The following is a 15,536-nucleotide window of genomic DNA, read 5'->3' as shown; positions in this document are numbered from 1 at the left end:
AGTCTCTCCTTCAGTTCGTCGCCGGGTGCGCGCCCACGATCCGCCCGGGTCGCGGGTGGCGCCTGCCCGGTCACAACCCGCGAAGCCCGACGAGTATCGCCTCGAGCAGATCCTCGGTCGGCAGCTCCGACAGCATCGGCGGTTCGTGCGTCTCGATCAGCCCGGCCGCGAGCAGGTCACCGAGCAGTACCCGGACCGTCCCCAGCGGAAGATCCAACTCGGCACCCACCTCGGCCACCGACACTGGATGGTGACACAGCTCGACGATCCGCGCCTGTTCGGGGAAGAGCGGTGTGGGAGGCGTGACCCCCCTCCGGGCGACGACCAGCGAGATCAGGTCGAACTGGCCGCGTGCGGGCGCGGTGCGCCCCCCGGTCATCGTGTAGGGCCGGGCGACCGGGCCCGCGTCGTCGTCGTACCACGCCTCGTCAGTGGTGCCGCTGGTGTGCACCAGTGTCCCCGATCGTCACCGAGGAGGCCGGGCCTAGCGTGATCGGCAGGTGCTGTTCGGCCTGCCCCACGAAGAGCGCCACCTCGTACGCCATGTCACCGACCTCGACGTCGTCACCGGCGATCCGCACGGTGAGGATGGTCCCGTTCGGGATGGTGGCGATGAACAGGAACGCTCGCGACATCTGCACCACTACCTGACGCAGCCGACCCGCGTCACAGGTCCGGGTGGCCGCCAGCCCCAACGCGATCAGTCCGGCGACCACGCCGGAGATCTGCTCGGCCAGCTTCGCCCCCACCCGCCGCGAGCCGCCGAGCGGCAGCCCGTCCGGTGAGAGCACCACTGCGAACTCCGCACCGTGCACCCGGTCGACCAGGTTGTTCAGGGCGTCGGTCAGGCCGTCCTCGGTGACCACTGCAGACGTCATTGTTGTCTCCTTGCTGTTCTGGCGACCGGCAACTCAACCGTGTCGAGGCTGGTCCTGCCGTGTTCCGGGCCGGTCGGCCCGTTGTGGCGGACCCGCGTCGGCAGCGCGCCGTCGCCGTTGGGATCGGTCAGGTCGGCGCCGGTGCGGGCCGGTGGGAACGGGCTGTCGGGTGGTGCGTCTGTCGGTGCACGGCCGGCGTCGGCGACCGTGATCAGCCGGGAGGGTAGGAGCACGATGGCGGCCGTTCCGCCGCGCCGGCTGGGGCGTAGCGAGACCTGGGCGCCGCAGCGGCCGGCGAGTACGGCGGCGGCGTACCAGCCGGCGAGGCCCGCGGGCGGGCCGTCCGGTGGGGGATTGCCGAGCAGGTGGTTCGCCTCGGCCAGCGCGGCGGCGTCCAGGCCGGGCCCGTCGTCGACGACGAGGACGGCACACCCCTGCGGTCGCTGTTCGCCGCTGACCCGGACGGTGGTCTCCGCCCCGGAGAAGGCAAGAGCGTTCTCGATCAGCTCCGCCAGCAGGTGGATGACGTCCGTGACGGCCGGCCCCGCGAGCGACCACGGCCAGTGCGGCGCGATCAGGACCCGGTGGTAGTCCGGCACCTCGGCGACCGCGCCGCGCGCCACGTCGAGCAGTGGCACCGGGCGTCGCCAGCGGCGGGCGGGTGTCGCGCCGGCCAGGGTGATCAGTTTCTCCACGTTGCGGCGGACCCGGGTGGTGAGGTGGTCGAGGTGGAACAGCTCGCCGGATTCCTCGGTGGACCGTTCCCGACGTTGCATCCCGTCCAGCAGGCTGAGCTGGTCGCGCAGCAGGACCTGGTTGCGTCGGGTCAGCCCCAGGAACAGCTCCCGCTCGGCGTCACCCCCCGGCGTCGCCGGTTCCTGGGCTGCGGCCGGCGTGCCCGGCACCGGAGCCGGAAGGTCGGCGTCGGTCCTGGTCAGCTCGTCGGTCAGGCGTCGGACGGTGCCCGCCCAGCTCAGCAGGAGCACGAGCACGACGATGAGGCCGAGCCCCACCACGGCCCCGGTACGGGCGATGAGCACGGCGGCACCGGGGGTGGCCCGCTCGACGCTGCTGCGGGCGGTGTCCGTCACCAGTGTCTGCAGCGCGCCGAGGGCGGCGTCCGCCGCGGCCCGCCAGCCCTGGATTGTGAGACCGGCCAGGGCGTTGGCGGTGCCGGGCTGGAGCAGCAGCCGGTCCTCCAGGGCGAGCAGAGTCGCGAACTCGGGGCCGGCCGCGAGGCGCTGATGCTCGTCCTGGCCGTCGGGCGGAAGCCCGGCCGCGGCCTCGGTGCACGCGTGCCGCTGGATGCTGACCAGTGCGGTCAGCCGGCGCCGCTCGTCGGCGCCGAGCCGTGCACCGGTCAGGGCAGCGCTGACCACTGTGTCCTCCCGGGCGAGCAACTCCCGGGCGCGGGCCAGCGCGATCACCGCGCGGGTGTCGGCGGCCAACCCGCTCTCGTACGCGCCCCACTCCGGGCCGTACACCCGGAAGGCGACGTCGATGACCTCGTCGTACCCGTCGACTGCCGCGCCCTGGTCGAGCCGGCCGGTGTCGACCTGGGATCGGGTCGTGCCCAGGCCGTCGAGCCGTCGGACCAGCTCGCCGGCCCGGTCGCGGACGCTGCCGGCGCTGAGCAGCCGGAGGTCACGGCCCTTCGTGAACTCGCGGATCTCGGCGGCGGCCCGGTCGGTGCCTTCGCGGGCCCCGACCAGCGCTGGGGTCGTCTGCCCCGCCCCGGCGATCGTCTCGGCGGTGATCCGGCGTTCCGTCTGCAGGCTCAGAATCAGGCGGTCGATGGGCTGGCCCAGCGTGTCCGCCAGCGCCCGGACGCGCAGCAGGTCGACGGCGTCCTGGCTGGACACGTAGGCCGTGTACGACCAGAGCGTGATCAGCACGGCGGCCAGCACGGCCAGCCTGGTCCGGATCAGCCGAACGTCGTTACGGGTCATCGGGACGCCCGCTGCGGCCACGGTTGCCCGGCCGTGTCGCTGGCCCGGTCGGCGACGAGGGTGCGCAGCAGCGCCAGCAGTTCGGTGCGGTTGGCGCAGTTGAGCCGGTTGCGCATCCGCGCCACGTGGTGTTCGACGGTCTTGGCCGAGATGAAGAGCCGATCGCCGATCTCCCGGTAGGTCAATCCGGCCAGCACCAGCTCGGCGACCTCGTACTCGCGGTCGCTGAGACCGTGCTGGGTGGGGCCGGCGACCCGTGCTGTGCTCGCACCGGTCGTCGGTGTCTGCCCGCTCTGCCCACCGGAAGGCCGCCCCTGCAACGCTCGGGCGCACTCCAGCAGGGTGGTCATCGCCCGCCGGTCCGCCGTGCGGATGGCGGCCTGCCCGGCGAGGCGGGCGCCGTCCCAGCACAACCCGGTGTCGTGCAGCCCTCGGGCGGCGGCCTCCACCCGGATCGGGTCGACGACTCCCCGGAGCACCTCCACCCAGCTCTCCGCGGCGGCGGCGACCACGGCCGCGTACCGGCTGTGGCCAGCGGTGGCGAGCAACGCCGCGACGTGTTCGTCGGCGATCGTCGGCTCGCCGGTCAGGATGGCGGCGTGCAGCCCGCTCCAGTGCAGCGGCACACTCCACAGTGGTGGATTGCCGAGGCGGTCGAGCAGTGCACGCCCCTGGTGCAGGTACGGCTCCAGCCGGGCCAGGTCACCCAGCCGCGCGCCCGCGATGGCCATCTCACCCAACGGCAGCAGGGTGAACAGGTCGACGGGGTGCCGCACCACGGCCTCCAGCGCCTGCCCCCAACCCCGCTTGAGCGCCCCGAGGTCACTGTTGCGCCGGCCGATGCCCATCCGGATCGCGGCGGCGAAGAGCTGGTCGCGTGACTCCAGTGGCCGCCCGTCGAGCGTCACGGTGGCGAGCCGCTCGCCGGCGGCGTGGATCTCGCCACGGACCATCAGGATCCAGGCCTGCAACAGCCGGTGGCGGCGGGCCATCAGCGGGCCGCCGACACCGGCGCCCAGAGCGCGGTGCAGCACCCGCTCGGCGATTTCCAGCTCACCGCAGTGCACCGCCGTCAACGCGGCGAGGGCCGCCGGGCTGTCCGGCAGCAGCGCCGCCCGGCCGTCCGGCTCCAGCAGCGCGGCGGCCTGCACGAGCGCGGAGAGCGCGGCGGTCGGCGGGCCGGTCACGCTCTCCCGTACACCGTTGGCCATCAGTCGGGCGGCGCTGGCGTGCAGGGTCGGGGGCTCGCCCGCCGGGTCACCCGCCGGTGACTCGGTGCTGGCGGCCGGGTCACCGGTGGCCAGCCCGCCGACGATGGCGAAGGCCGCCGCCGAGGCGGTGCCCGACCACCGGAACAGCTCGACGCTGCGACCGACGTGACCACGGTGGGCCAGGGCGGTGGCGGCGACCACGGCCGCCTCGGAGCGCTCCGGGGGAGCGGCCGTGGCCAGGAGCCGGTCCGCCAGCCGAAGCGCGTCGTCGAGGTCACCGGCGAGCGCGGCGGCGAGCGCCTGCCGCGCGTTGGGCGGCTGTCCAGCCGCCGTGGCCGCCGCGAACAGTTCGGCGGCGAACGCCGGCGCGTCGGCCAGCGCCTCGTCCGCCGCGGCGGCCAGGGTCGCGGCCGGGCAGTCGCCGAGCGCGCCGACCGCGAGCAGGGAGCGGACCAGCGGCAGCACCGCGCCACCCCGAGCGAGCTGCAACTCGGTGAGCCGCCGCCAGACCGCTGTCCGCTCGGTGGTGGGGCTGAGTGTCGCGACCGCCTGCCGGACGATCGGTGCGAGCCGGCCGTCGGCGCCGAGCAGCCCGGCCGCCCTGGTCGTGGCGATCAGTTCGTCCACCCCGGCCGGGTCTCGACCCAGCAGCGCGCCGAGCATGCTCACCGGCAGCGCCCCGCCGGCCGCGACAGCGAGCAGCAGTCGTCGTACCGCGGCGGGCTGGACGTCCAGGTCCGGTCCGAACTCGAGGATGACGGACCGTGGTGGGTCCACCGTGCCGGTCCGGGTTTCCGGGCCGACCAGGCCGCGGGCCAGCCGTTCCACGTCCCGGGGTACGCCTGCGGTCTGCGTGTGGACGAAGTCGACCAGGTCGGCGGGGCGGCCCAGCTCGGGTGTGGTGGCGAGATAGGCGGCGGTCTGCTCCCGGGTGAACGGCGTGAGCAGCACGGCCTGCCCGTCGCGTCGCAGGGCGTCGACCAGCTCACTGAACGCCGCCGACCGGGGCCACGGGCGGTGGGCCACCACCAACCGGTGTCGCCGGCCGGCGACCAGACGCAGCAGCGCTTCGGTCCGCGCGTCGTCGAGCAGGTGTGCGTCGTCGACCAGCACCACCGTGTCGGGGTCGACCGGCTCATCCGGCTCCGGGGCGGCCGTGCGGACGGCGATGCCGGCGCGCTGGTGAATGCGCTCCAACTCGGCGAGGAGCGCGGTCTTTCCGTGACCGGCCGGGCCGGCGACACCGACGGCGAGCGGGCCGGTCGGGTCCTGCGCGACAGTGTCCAGTAGCGCCTGCAACCCCTTGTCCAGGGTCAACCCTGGTGCGGCGAGGTCATTCATGATCATCGGGGTTATCCTTCGCGTCCACGACCGCGGGCCAGCGCCAGGCGGGACGGCTTCGGCAGTTCCAGTGGGAGGACCCGGACCGGGGGCCGCGGTGGCGGTTCGCCCGGAACGGTGTGATGGGCTCGGCGTGGTGCCGGGAGGGTGGCCCGCCCGGCACCGCTGACCGGGGCCGGAACGCGGGCCGGCGGCGGCTGGCGAGGGCGTGGTGACACCACCTGACAGGCGGCCATCGCCGCCCCGGTGGCGGCGGTCAACTGTGCGTCCGGCTCCACCTCGACGGGCACCGGGAGGGCCGCGCCGATCAGCTCGGTCACGAGCGGGACCCGGGTGGAGCCGCCGGCCAACAGGACGCCGTCGAGCTGCGAAGGAGTCAGGTCGGCACTGCGCACGGCCCGGAGCAGGAGGTCGACGGTGGCCTGCACCGTCGGGCGGATCATGGCCTCGAACTGTGCCCGGGTCACCGGCACCCGCGCCGGGCCGGTCGGCAGGGTCAGCACCACGTCGGCCGTGAGGTCGACGGTCAGCACCCGCTTGACCCGGTCACACTCCGCGCGCAGCCCGCGCAGCGCGGCCTGGGCCCCGCGACGCCCGGTCGCGGCCAACTCCCGGGCCAGCACGGTACGAGCATGCTCGGCGAGCGCCTCGTCGAAGTCGGCGCCGCCGATCGAGTCGAGTCCCTGCGGGGTGCCGAACGTCTCGTACGTGCCGCGCGGGGTGCGGCGCACCAGAGCCGCCTCGAAACTGTTGCCCCCCAGGGCGTAGACCACGGCCGTGCTGCCCGCGAACCCGCGAGCGGCGTGGCTCTCGGCGACGGTGACCGTGCGGGGCAGCAACGTCACGTGCCGTAGGCCGAGGTCCGACAGGGCCCGATGCAGCACCTCCCGCCGGTAGGGGCGCCACCCCGCCGGGTGGCTGAGCACGATCGCCTCGGCCGCCCCACCCTCCAGGGCGTGGACCCGCTCCACCACCCACGCCGCCAGCTCGGCGGTCAGCGTCTGCGGCGCGCACGGCTCGCCGCCGAGCAGCACCGGCACGTCGTCGCCGATCCGGTGGACGAAGTCCCGGGTGGTGCGGCTGCCGTCGTCGGTCACTGGCTCGCCGACGCGCAGCGAACCGTCCTCGGCCAGGCACAACACCGACGGCATGAGAGGTGAGCCGGCGCGCAGCGGGACGGCCTCGGGACGGGTCCAGGTCGCGCCGCGTCGTCGTGCGACGGCTGCGGCCGTGTTGCTGCTTCCGATGTCTATCCCCAGGACGTACGGCATCGTCTCTGTCTCTCCCCGTGAGTCGGCCGGTCGGTGGCGATGGCGTCGGCTGCCCGACGACCCACCCCCGGCGAACCCCGCGGGCTCCTACGTTCGTACCAGAGATCAGTCCCTGGTCGGGACCCTAATCTCGCCGGGACGGTTTCCCCCTGTCCCCCTAACGTACGAGGTGGCGGAGCCCCTAGTTCAACCGGCCCGGATGCGGGCTCAGCCCCGATGCCCGGGGGCGGGCCCCGGCAATAGCGTCGTCACTGTCGACGTACGACACCCGCCAATGCCACATCCGAGGAGAACCGGCACATGGACTCGCAGCAGACGCTCCACGACTTCGTGCTCGACCTACTGACGAACCCGGACGCGCGGTCGGCCTTCGACCTCGACCCCGAGGGTGCGTTGCGGGGCGCCGGGCTCACCGACATCACCGCTGCGGACGTGCAGGACGTCGTGCCGCTGGTCGTCGACTACGCGCCGGGAGCGGGCCTCGCGCCGTTGGCCTCGCCGGTCGGGCAGCTCGGGCTGGACCCGCTGCTCACCGACAGCACCGACGTGGTGGGTCAGTTGCAGAGCGTGGCGCAGCAGATCAGCGTCACCAGCTCGCCCAGTGGCGTGGACGTCAAGGCCGGCGTGCTCGGCGCCATCGCGGTCGACCCGTCGACCGCCGCCGCCGGGGTCACCGTGCTGCCGGGCATCGGTCTGGGTGTCGGCCCGTCCGGCCTCGACACCGACCTGGCCGGTGTCTCCGACGTGGCGCACACCCTCGACGCCGATGTGGTGCAGCCGGTGGACGCGATCGCGGACCCGGTGCTCGGTGACGTGACCGGCACCGTCGGCGACCCGACCGGTCTGCTCGGCGTCACTGACTCGAACCTGATCGGCGGCGACCTGACCGGTGGTGTCCTCTCCGGCACCCACGGTCAGCTCGGCGGGGTCGTCAGCTCGCTGGGTGTCGACGACACCCTCAACGGGCTGGGCCTCGGGCACGGCGGCGGTATCGTCGGCGGGGTCCCGCCGCTCGACGTGCCGTCGACGGTGGGCGGCGTGACGCACCAGGTGGACAGCCTCCTCCCCGGTGTCACCGACACGGTCGGTGACGTGACCGGTGGGGTCACCGATGGTGTGCTCGGCGACTCACACGCCTCGTCCGATCACGGGCTGCTGGGTATCACCGGCGGTCTGCTCTGATCCGGATCTCCGGTCGGAGCGGAGGGTCGGATCGTCTCGGGCGATCCGGCCCTTCCCGGTTCCACATCCGGTCCCTCTTGATAATTGAGCCGAAATCCGCACACTTGGTGCGGTGATGGCCGGGATCTGGTTGGACGTGCTGGACGAGATCGCTCGCACGTGCACTGCACACGGTCGCGGTGACCTACTTCAGACGGTGCGGCAGAAGCGCGCGCAACTGCTGGACCCGACGCTGCGTGTCCTGGTCGTCGGTGAGCCGAACCAGGGTAAGAGTCAGCTGATCAACGCGATCATCAACGCTCCGGCCTGCCCGGTCGGCGACGGCCGGACGACCGTCCTGCCGACCGTGGTGCGGCACGCCGAGGCCCCCACCGCGGCGGTGGCGCAGGCGCCCCCACCAGCCCCGGGGCACCCCATCGGCACCGCCGACGCGGTGGCCGTCGAGCGGACCCCGGTGGCGCTCAACCAGGTCGCGGCGGGCGTGGCCGGCCTGGTCGGACGTCGGCCGGGCGGCGGCCCGGCGTACGTCGAGATCGGACTGCCCCGTGCCCTGCTCGGTGCCGGGCTGGTGCTGGTGGACACTCCCGGCACCGACGAGGTCACCGGCATCGGCGCCGCCGCTTCGGTCGCCGCACCGGCCCGCGCGGACACCGTGCTGCTGGTCTCCGACTCCACTCGGGAGTTGTCGGTCGCCGAGCTGAACATGCTGCTGCACATCATGCGTTCGCATCCGAACGTGGTGGTGGTGCAGAGCAAGACCGATCTGGTGGCGGACTGGCGTACGGTCGCCGAGCGCAACCGGCAGCACCTGGCCGAGGCGGGCGTTCCGGCGACGCTGATCCCGGTCTCGGCGGCGCTGCGACTGCGCGCCGCCGCGGCCGACGACCGTGGGCTCAACGCCGAGTCGGGTTTCCCCGCGCTGATCGCCCGTCTGCAACGCGACCTGGCCGGCAAGGGCGACCACCTGGCCCGGGCGGCGGTGCAGACGGTGGCCCGGACGGTGGTGGAGCAGTTGGCCGCGCCGCTGCGCGCCGAGTTGGCGACCCAGGAGGCCGAGGAGCAGTCCGGGCCGATCTCCCGGCTGCACGCGGCGCAGCGCGAGGTCGACGAGCTGCGCCGGTGCTCCACCCGGTGGCAGAACACGTTGACCGACGAGATCACCGACCTGCTCGCCGACCTTGAGTACGACCTGCGTGACCGGACCCGGCAGATCCTGCGCGCGGTGGACGAGGCGTTCGACACCGCCGACCCGCTGGTCGCCTGGGACACCTTTCAGGACTGGCTGGAGCGGAGCCTGGTGGAGGCGGCGGAGGCGAACCACGAGTGGCTGATCCAGCGCTGTGACTGGATCGCCCGGCGGGTGGCCGCCAACTTCGACCGGTACGGCTACGACGTGCTGCCGCCCTGGTCGATGACGATGCCGGACGACATCGGCGAGCGGCTGCCCGAGCTGCAACGGCCGACGATCGACCGGTTCACCACCGGCCAGAAGCTGTTCACCGGCATGAAGGGCTCGTACGGCGGCATGCTGATGTTCGGTCTGGCGACCACCCTGGCCGGCATGCCGATGATCAATCCGGTCTCGGTCGGCATCGGGGCGCTCTTCGGTGGCAAGAGCATTCGTGACGAGAGCAAGCAGTTGCTCCGTCGTCGGCAGGCGACGGTCAAGACGGCCATCCAGCGGCACGTCGACGACTTCTTCGTCCGGATCATCCGAGACTGTCGCGACGCCGCCCGGCAGGTGCAGCGGATGCTGCGGGACCACTTCACGGGGCTGACCGAGGAGCTCCAGGAGGCCATCGTGCAGTCGTTCCGCAGCGCGAAGCAGGAGGCCGACACCGATGCCTCCCTGCGTGAGCAGCGGCAGCGCGAGATCCGGTTGAAGATGACCCGGTTGGCGGCGGTGTACGAGCAGGCTCAGCAGTTGACCGGTGCCCGTTCCGCCCCGCTGCTGCTGGAGCCGCAGGCATGACGGTGGGAGTGCGCCTGGACGAGGCGGCGTGGGGGTTGCTGCACCAGGCCATCGAGCTGTACCAGGACAATCCCCGGGCCGTCGCTGAGCTTCGGCAACAGGTGGCCCGGTTGGAGCAGCCGCTGCGGATCGCCATCGTCGGCCAGTGGCGATCGGGTAAGTCGACGGTGCTCAACGCGTTGATGGGCGAGGAGGTCGCGCCGGTCGAGCGGGCGGACGGGGCCTTCACCTGGTACGAGGACGGGGCCGCGCCGCGTGCCACCGCCTTCCCGGTCGGGCAGCCACCGCAGGAGTTGGCAGTGGTGAAGTCGGCGACCGGGCTGCGGGTGGATCTGGGCTGGGGTGCGGGGGAGGTGCGGGACATCGTGGTGCGGTGGCCGACGCGGGCGCTGCGGCAGATCACGCTGATCGACACCCCGCCGGTCACCGGCGGCGCCGAGCCGGGCCGGGCACCGGTGTTGGAGCGGGTGCTGCGCGACTCGGACGCGGTGTTGTACCTGACCCGCGACGGTCGCGACAGTGACCTGCGGGTGCTGGAGTCCGCACGGGACAGTGCCGTCGGACAGTCCGCTCCGGTCAACGTGATCATGGTGTTGTCCCGTGCCGACGAGACCGGCGGCGGCCGGATCGACGGCCTGCTGACGGCCCGCCAGCTCGCTCGCCGGCACTACCGTGACCCGAGAGTGAACGCGCTCAGCGTCAACGTCGTGGCATGCAGCGGCATGATCGGCCTGGCCGGCCGGCTGCTCGGTGAATCGGATTTCGCCGCGCTCGCGACAGTGGCCCAGGTGCCCCGGGCCGAACTGGACACGCACCTCATCTCCGCCGATCGCTTCCTCCGCGGTGAGCTGCCGGTACGGCTGGACACCGAGGTGCGCGCCGCGCTGCTGGGCCGGTTCGGGGTCTTCGGTGTCCGGCTGGCGGCCACGCTGGTGCGCAGCGGGTTCGACAGCCGGGTGAAGCTCTCCGCGGAGTTGATTCGGCGGAGCGGTCTCACCGAGCTGCGCGAGTCGGTGACGCGTTGTTTCATCGATCGCCGCGACGCCCTGAAGGCGCGGTCGGCGCTGGCCGCGGTGGAGGCGCTGCTGCGGGCCGAGCCCACCCGGGGGTCCACCGAGCTGGTGGGCGCGGTGGAGCAGATCCTCGCCGGTGCGCACGAGTTCCGGGAGCTGCGTCTGCTGGTGGCGCTGCGGAACACCCGGCTGGGGTTCGACGCGGAGTTGGCCGCCGAGGCGCAACGGTTGGTCGGCGGCGACGGGGTGGGCCTCGCGGCTCGGCTCGGTGTCGAGCATGAGGCCGACGTGCGGCAGCTCTGGGAGGTCGCCTCCGAGGCGCAGTGGCGGTGGCGGGACCGGGCGGAGGATCCTCTGCTCCCGCTGGCGCAGCGGCGCGGCGCTCAGGTCGTGGTCCGCAGTTGCGAGGGGATGATCGCCGAGCTGGCCGCAGGCGGGCGCTGAGCGTCCGGTCGTCGTATCGCGGCGGTGGTTGGCCGTCTTTCGAGGTGGGCCCCCGGCATTGGCCAGGACCGGAAGTGTTGGCCTTGCGCAACCGCCGACGGGCGCGGGCACCTGCACGGGGCCCTCCGAATGTGGATCGCGGCCCGAAAACCGTTATTCGATCTCACTCCACACGGTCGTGCCTGACCTGCGGAGATAACGCTCTCACGGATGGTGGGAGAGTGCTTGACGCGCCCGTGATCCGGACGCAACGATGCATTCGCATGTCTCGTCCCACCACCGCCAGGCGTGATCGGCGCACGCCGTCCCTCGCACCGCGAAAGGACCCCACTGTGCGCAGATCCCTGAGATCGTGGCTCGGCCTCGCGCTGAGCACGATCCTCGTGGCGGGCGGCATCGTCGCCTCGCCATCCACGGCCAGCGCCGCACCGTTCACCGTGCTGGTCTTCAGCAAGACCGCCGGATTCCGGCACGGATCCATCACCCCGGGCATCGCCGCGATCCAGCAACTTGGTGCGGCCAACGGCTTCACCGTCGAGGCCACCGAGGACGCCACCCAGTTCACGGACGCCAACCTGGACCGGTTCGCCGCGGTGATCTGGCTCTCCACCACCGGCGACGTGCTCAACGCCGCCCAGCAGGCCGCGTTCGAGCGCTACATCACCGGCGGCGGCGGGTACGTGGGCGTGCACTCCGCCTCCGACACCGAGTACGACTGGCCCTGGTACGGGGGACTGGTCGGGGCGTACTTCGCCTCGCACCCGGCCGAGCAGAACGTCACAGTGAAGGTCGCCGACCAGGTGCACCCGTCCACCGCGACGCTGCCGCAGCGGTGGAACCGGTTCGACGAGTTGTACAACTACCGCACCAACCCCCGCGGCAACGCGCACGTGCTGGCCACCCTGGACGAGAGCACCTACACCGGGGGGAGCATGGGCGCCGACCACCCGATCTCCTGGTGTCAGAACTACTCCGGCGGCCGAGCCTGGTACACGGGCCTGGGGCACACCGACGCTTCGTACACCGAGGCGAACTTCCGTCAGCACCTGCTCGGCGGCATCCGGACGGCCGCCGGCGCGGTCGACGCCGACTGTGGCCCCACCGTCACCAGCAGCTTCCAGCAGGTGGAGCTGGCCAAGGGCGCGGCCGAGACCGGTGAGCCGATGAGCCTCACCGTCCTGCCGGACCGGGGCGTGCTGCACACCTCCCGCAACGGCGTGATCCGGCACACCGACGCCGCCGGCAACACCAAGATCGCCGCCACCCTGCCGGTCTACACCGGCGACGAGGAGGGTTTGCAGGGCATCAAGGCCGACCCGAACTTCGCCACCAACCGCTGGGTGTACGCGTACTTCGCACCACCACTGAGCACCCCCGGCGGCGGTGCGCCGGCCACCGGCACCCCGGCCGACTTCGCCGTCTGGGAGGGCGTCAACCGGCTGGCCCGGTTCACCGTCAACGCGGACAACACCATCAACCTGGCCAGCGAGACGTTGATCCTGAACGTGCCGACCAGCCGGGGCATGTGCTGCCACGTCGGCGGTGACATGGACTTCGACGCGGCCGGCAACCTCTACCTGTCCACCGGTGACGACACCAACCCGTTCGACTCGGCCGGCTTCACCCCGATCGACGAGCGGGCCGGCCGTAACCCGGCCTTCGACGCGCAGCGCACCTCGGCGAACAGCAACGACCTGCGCGGCAAGGTCCTCCGGATCAAGCCGAGCGCGGCCGGCGGCTACACCATCCCGGCCGGCAACATGTTCGCACCGGGCACCGCGCGGACCCGCCCGGAGGTCTACGCGATGGGCTTCCGCAACCCGTTCCGGATGAGCGTGGACAAGGCCACCGGCATCGTCTACCTCGGTGACTACGGCCCCGACGCCGGCACCGCCGACCCGAACCGGGGGCCGGCGGGCAACGTCGAGTTCGCCCGGATCGACCGGCCCGGCTTCTACGGCTGGCCGTACTGCACCGCCCGCAACGACGCCTACAACGACTACACCTTCCCGTCCGGGCCGTCCGGGGCGAAGTTCAACTGCGCCGGTGGGCCGGTGAACAACTCGCCGAACAACACCGGCATCACCCAGCTGCCGCCGGCCGTCTCGGCCTGGTTGCCGTACGGCGGCTCCGGCTCGCCGCCGGAGTTCACCGGCGGTGGCCTGTCGCCGATGGGCGGGCCGGTCTACCGGTACGACCCGAACAACACCTCGCCCGTGGCGTTCCCCCAGTACTACGACGGGACCTACTTCGCCGGTGAGTTCGGTCGCCGCTGGATCAAGAACATCAAGCTCGACGCGTCCGGCCAACCACTGAAGATCAACCCGTTCCCGTGGACCGGCACCCAGGTCATGGACATGGAGTTCGGCCCGGACGGCGCGCTCTACGTGCTCGACTACGGCACCGGCTGGTTCAACGGCGACGCCAACTCGGCGCTCTACCGCATCGAGTACGCCCGCGAGGGCAGAGCACCCATCGCCAAGGTGTCCGCCACGCCGACCAGTGGCAACGCGCCGCTGACAGTGGCCTTCTCCTCGGCCGGCACCCTCGACCCGGACGGTGACCCGTTCACCTACGCCTGGGACTTCGACAACAACGGCACCACCGACTCGACAGCGGCGAACCCGAGCTTCACGTACACCACCAACGGGACCCGCAGCCCGACGCTGACGGTCCGGGACACCACCGGCAAGACGGCCACCGCGAGCGTGGTCGTCACGGTCGGCAACAGCGCCCCGGTGGTCACCGTCAACACCCCGTTGAACGGGCAGACCTTCAATTTCGGGGACGCGGTGCCGTTCTCCGTCACCGTCACCGACGCCCAGGACGGCGCGATCAACTGCGCCCGGGTGAAGGTGAACTACGTCCTCGGCCACGACTCGCACGGCCACCAGCTCGGCAGCGTGCAGGGCTGCACCGGGGTCATCCAGACCTCGGCCGACGGCGAGCACGACACGGCGGCGAACATCTTCGGCATCATCGACGCGGAGTACACCGACCTGGGTGGGGGCGGCCAGCCGGCGCTGACCACGCACACCCAGGCGGTGCTGCAACCTCGGGTACGCCAGGCCGAGCACTTCGGTGACTCGTCCGGCGTCCAGATCGTCGCCGGGGCGGCGGGGCACGGCGGCGCGGCGGTTGGCTACGTCGACAACAACGACTGGATCTCGTTCCGTCCCTACAACCTGACCGGCATCCAGTCGTTCAGCGCCCGGGTCGGCGCACCGGCCGGCGGTGGCGGCACGTTGGAGTTGCGGGTCGACTCGCCCACCGGGCCGCTGGTCGGTTCGGCCACCGTCGTGCCCACCGGCGGGTACGCCAACTTCGCCACGGTCACCGGTGGGGTCACCGCCCCGACCGGCACCCGGACCCTGTTCCTGGTCTTCAAGGGCACCGGCCCGTACTTCGACATCGACGAGTTCACCCTCTCCACCAGCCCGGGCGGTCCCGGACCTGACCCGGACCCGGATCCCGAGCCGGGTGCCAACCTGGCCCGGGGCAAGCCAGCGCGCGCGTCCAGCTTCGAGGGCGCGTTCACCGCGGCCAACGCTTTCGACGGCGTGGCCGGCACCCGGTGGGGCAGCGCCTTCGGTGACCCACAGTGGATCGACGTGGACCTCGGCGCCACGTACACCGTCAACCGGGTCAAGCTGACCTGGGAAGCCGCGTACGGCAGCGGGTACCAGATCCAGACCTCGCCGGACGGGGTCAACTTCACCACGATCCGTACGGTGACCGGTGGCGACGGCGGGGTGGACGACCTGACCGGGCTCAGCGGGTCCGGTCGGTACATCCGGTTGCTCGGCACGGCCCGGGGGACCGCCTGGGGCTACTCACTGTTCGAGTTCGAGGTGTACGGCGGCACCGGCAGCCCGACCGGTGGCAACCTGCTGCTGAACAAGCCGACGTCTACGTCCAGCAACGAGGGGGCCGACGTCTCCGGCGCCCAGGCGGTGGACGGCAGCCTCACCACCCGCTGGTCGAGCACGTTCTCCGATCCGCAGTGGATCCGGGTGGACCTCGGCAGCCCCACCGCGATCGGTCGGGTCAAGCTGAGCTGGGAGGCGGCGTACAGCAGCGCGTACCAGATCCAGACCTCGAATGACGGCACCACCTGGACCACAGTGAAGACGGTGACCGGGGCCGACGGCGGCGTGGACGAGCACACCGCCCTCGGCGCCAACGGCCGCTACCTGCGGATCAATGGCACCGCTCGGGGCACCGGATATGGCCACTCCCTCTGGGAGTTGGAGGCGTACGCCAGCTGAACCACCA

Annotated in this window: 9 protein-coding genes; 4 read left to right on the top strand and 5 right to left on the bottom strand. The window is 72.2% G+C overall.

All coding sequences use genetic code 11. The features are described 5' to 3' along the window. Nucleotides 1-70: 70 nt before the first annotated feature. From GA0070561_RS11835 to GA0070561_RS11815, 5 genes are read right to left on the bottom strand one after another with little or no spacing between them, the layout of a single operon-like run. Nucleotides 71-451 (bottom strand): DUF742 domain-containing protein, encoded by a 381-nt coding sequence (locus GA0070561_RS11835; RefSeq protein WP_091399588.1) that lies wholly within the window; start codon nucleotides 449-451, stop codon nucleotides 71-73. Next, nucleotides 429-878, bottom strand: coding sequence for a roadblock/LC7 domain-containing protein (locus GA0070561_RS11830; protein WP_091399587.1), 450 nt, complete (start codon nucleotides 876-878; stop codon nucleotides 429-431). The genes GA0070561_RS11835 and GA0070561_RS11830 overlap by 23 nt, the downstream gene beginning before the upstream one ends. Further along, nucleotides 875-2,827: a sensor histidine kinase gene (locus GA0070561_RS11825; protein WP_141710361.1), complete on the bottom strand. Its 1,953-nt coding sequence runs from the start codon at nucleotides 2,825-2,827 to the stop codon at nucleotides 875-877. Before GA0070561_RS11825 ends, GA0070561_RS11830 begins: the two co-directional genes overlap by 4 nt. Continuing rightward, nucleotides 2,824-5,385, bottom strand: coding sequence for a LuxR C-terminal-related transcriptional regulator (locus tag GA0070561_RS11820; RefSeq protein ID WP_208603741.1), 2,562 nt, complete (start codon nucleotides 5,383-5,385; stop codon nucleotides 2,824-2,826). Before GA0070561_RS11820 ends, GA0070561_RS11825 begins: the two co-directional genes overlap by 4 nt. 5 nt (nucleotides 5,386-5,390) lie before the next feature. Further along, nucleotides 5,391-6,650 (bottom strand): Hsp70 family protein, encoded by a 1,260-nt coding sequence (locus GA0070561_RS11815; protein WP_091399583.1) that lies wholly within the window; start codon nucleotides 6,648-6,650, stop codon nucleotides 5,391-5,393. Nucleotides 6,651-6,950: 300 nt separating this feature from the next. Between GA0070561_RS11815 and GA0070561_RS11810 the strand changes: the two genes are divergently transcribed. The 4 genes from GA0070561_RS11810 (at nucleotide 6,951) to GA0070561_RS11795 (ending at nucleotide 15,529) form a co-directional block, all read left to right on the top strand. Continuing rightward, nucleotides 6,951-7,832, top strand: a complete 882-nt coding sequence (locus GA0070561_RS11810; protein WP_091399582.1) for an IniB N-terminal domain-containing protein — start codon at nucleotides 6,951-6,953, stop codon at nucleotides 7,830-7,832. Nucleotides 7,833-7,947: 115 nt separating this feature from the next. Continuing rightward, nucleotides 7,948-9,804 carry a dynamin family protein gene (locus tag GA0070561_RS11805; RefSeq protein WP_091399580.1) on the top strand — a complete coding sequence of 619 codons (1,857 nt, stop codon included), beginning with the start codon at nucleotides 7,948-7,950 and terminating at the stop codon, nucleotides 9,802-9,804. After that, complete coding sequence (locus GA0070561_RS11800) at nucleotides 9,801-11,261, top strand: P-loop NTPase family protein (RefSeq protein WP_091399579.1); 1,461 nt, start codon at nucleotides 9,801-9,803, stop codon at nucleotides 11,259-11,261. Before GA0070561_RS11805 ends, GA0070561_RS11800 begins: the two co-directional genes overlap by 4 nt. 332 nt (nucleotides 11,262-11,593) lie before the next feature. Beyond that, nucleotides 11,594-15,529, top strand: a complete 3,936-nt coding sequence (locus tag GA0070561_RS11795) for a ThuA domain-containing protein (RefSeq protein ID WP_208603740.1) — start codon at nucleotides 11,594-11,596, stop codon at nucleotides 15,527-15,529. Nucleotides 15,530-15,536: the final 7 nt, after the last annotated feature.

This window comes from Micromonospora saelicesensis (assembly GCF_900091575.1).
Taxonomy (GTDB): Bacteria; Actinomycetota; Actinomycetes; order Mycobacteriales; family Micromonosporaceae; genus Micromonospora; species Micromonospora saelicesensis.
Note: the sequence above shows the minus strand (reverse complement) of the source record. Positions and strands in the feature narration are given on the sequence as shown.

Bases quoted from the DNA above. Each gene is read 5' to 3' on its own strand.
- GA0070561_RS11805 (WP_091399580.1), top strand. From the start codon at position 7,948: ATGGCCGGGATCTGGTTGGACGTGCTGGACGAGATCGCTCGCACGTGC.
- GA0070561_RS11830 (WP_091399587.1), bottom strand. From the start codon at position 878: ATGACGTCTGCAGTGGTCACCGAGGACGGCCTGACCGACGCCCTGAAC.
- GA0070561_RS11800 (WP_091399579.1), top strand. From the start codon at position 9,801: ATGACGGTGGGAGTGCGCCTGGACGAGGCGGCGTGGGGGTTGCTGCAC.
- GA0070561_RS11825 (WP_141710361.1), bottom strand. From the start codon at position 2,827: ATGACCCGTAACGACGTTCGGCTGATCCGGACCAGGCTGGCCGTGCTG.
- GA0070561_RS11815 (WP_091399583.1), bottom strand. From the start codon at position 6,650: ATGCCGTACGTCCTGGGGATAGACATCGGAAGCAGCAACACGGCCGCA.
- GA0070561_RS11820 (WP_208603741.1), bottom strand. From the start codon at position 5,385: ATGATCATGAATGACCTCGCCGCACCAGGGTTGACCCTGGACAAGGGG.
- GA0070561_RS11810 (WP_091399582.1), top strand. From the start codon at position 6,951: ATGGACTCGCAGCAGACGCTCCACGACTTCGTGCTCGACCTACTGACG.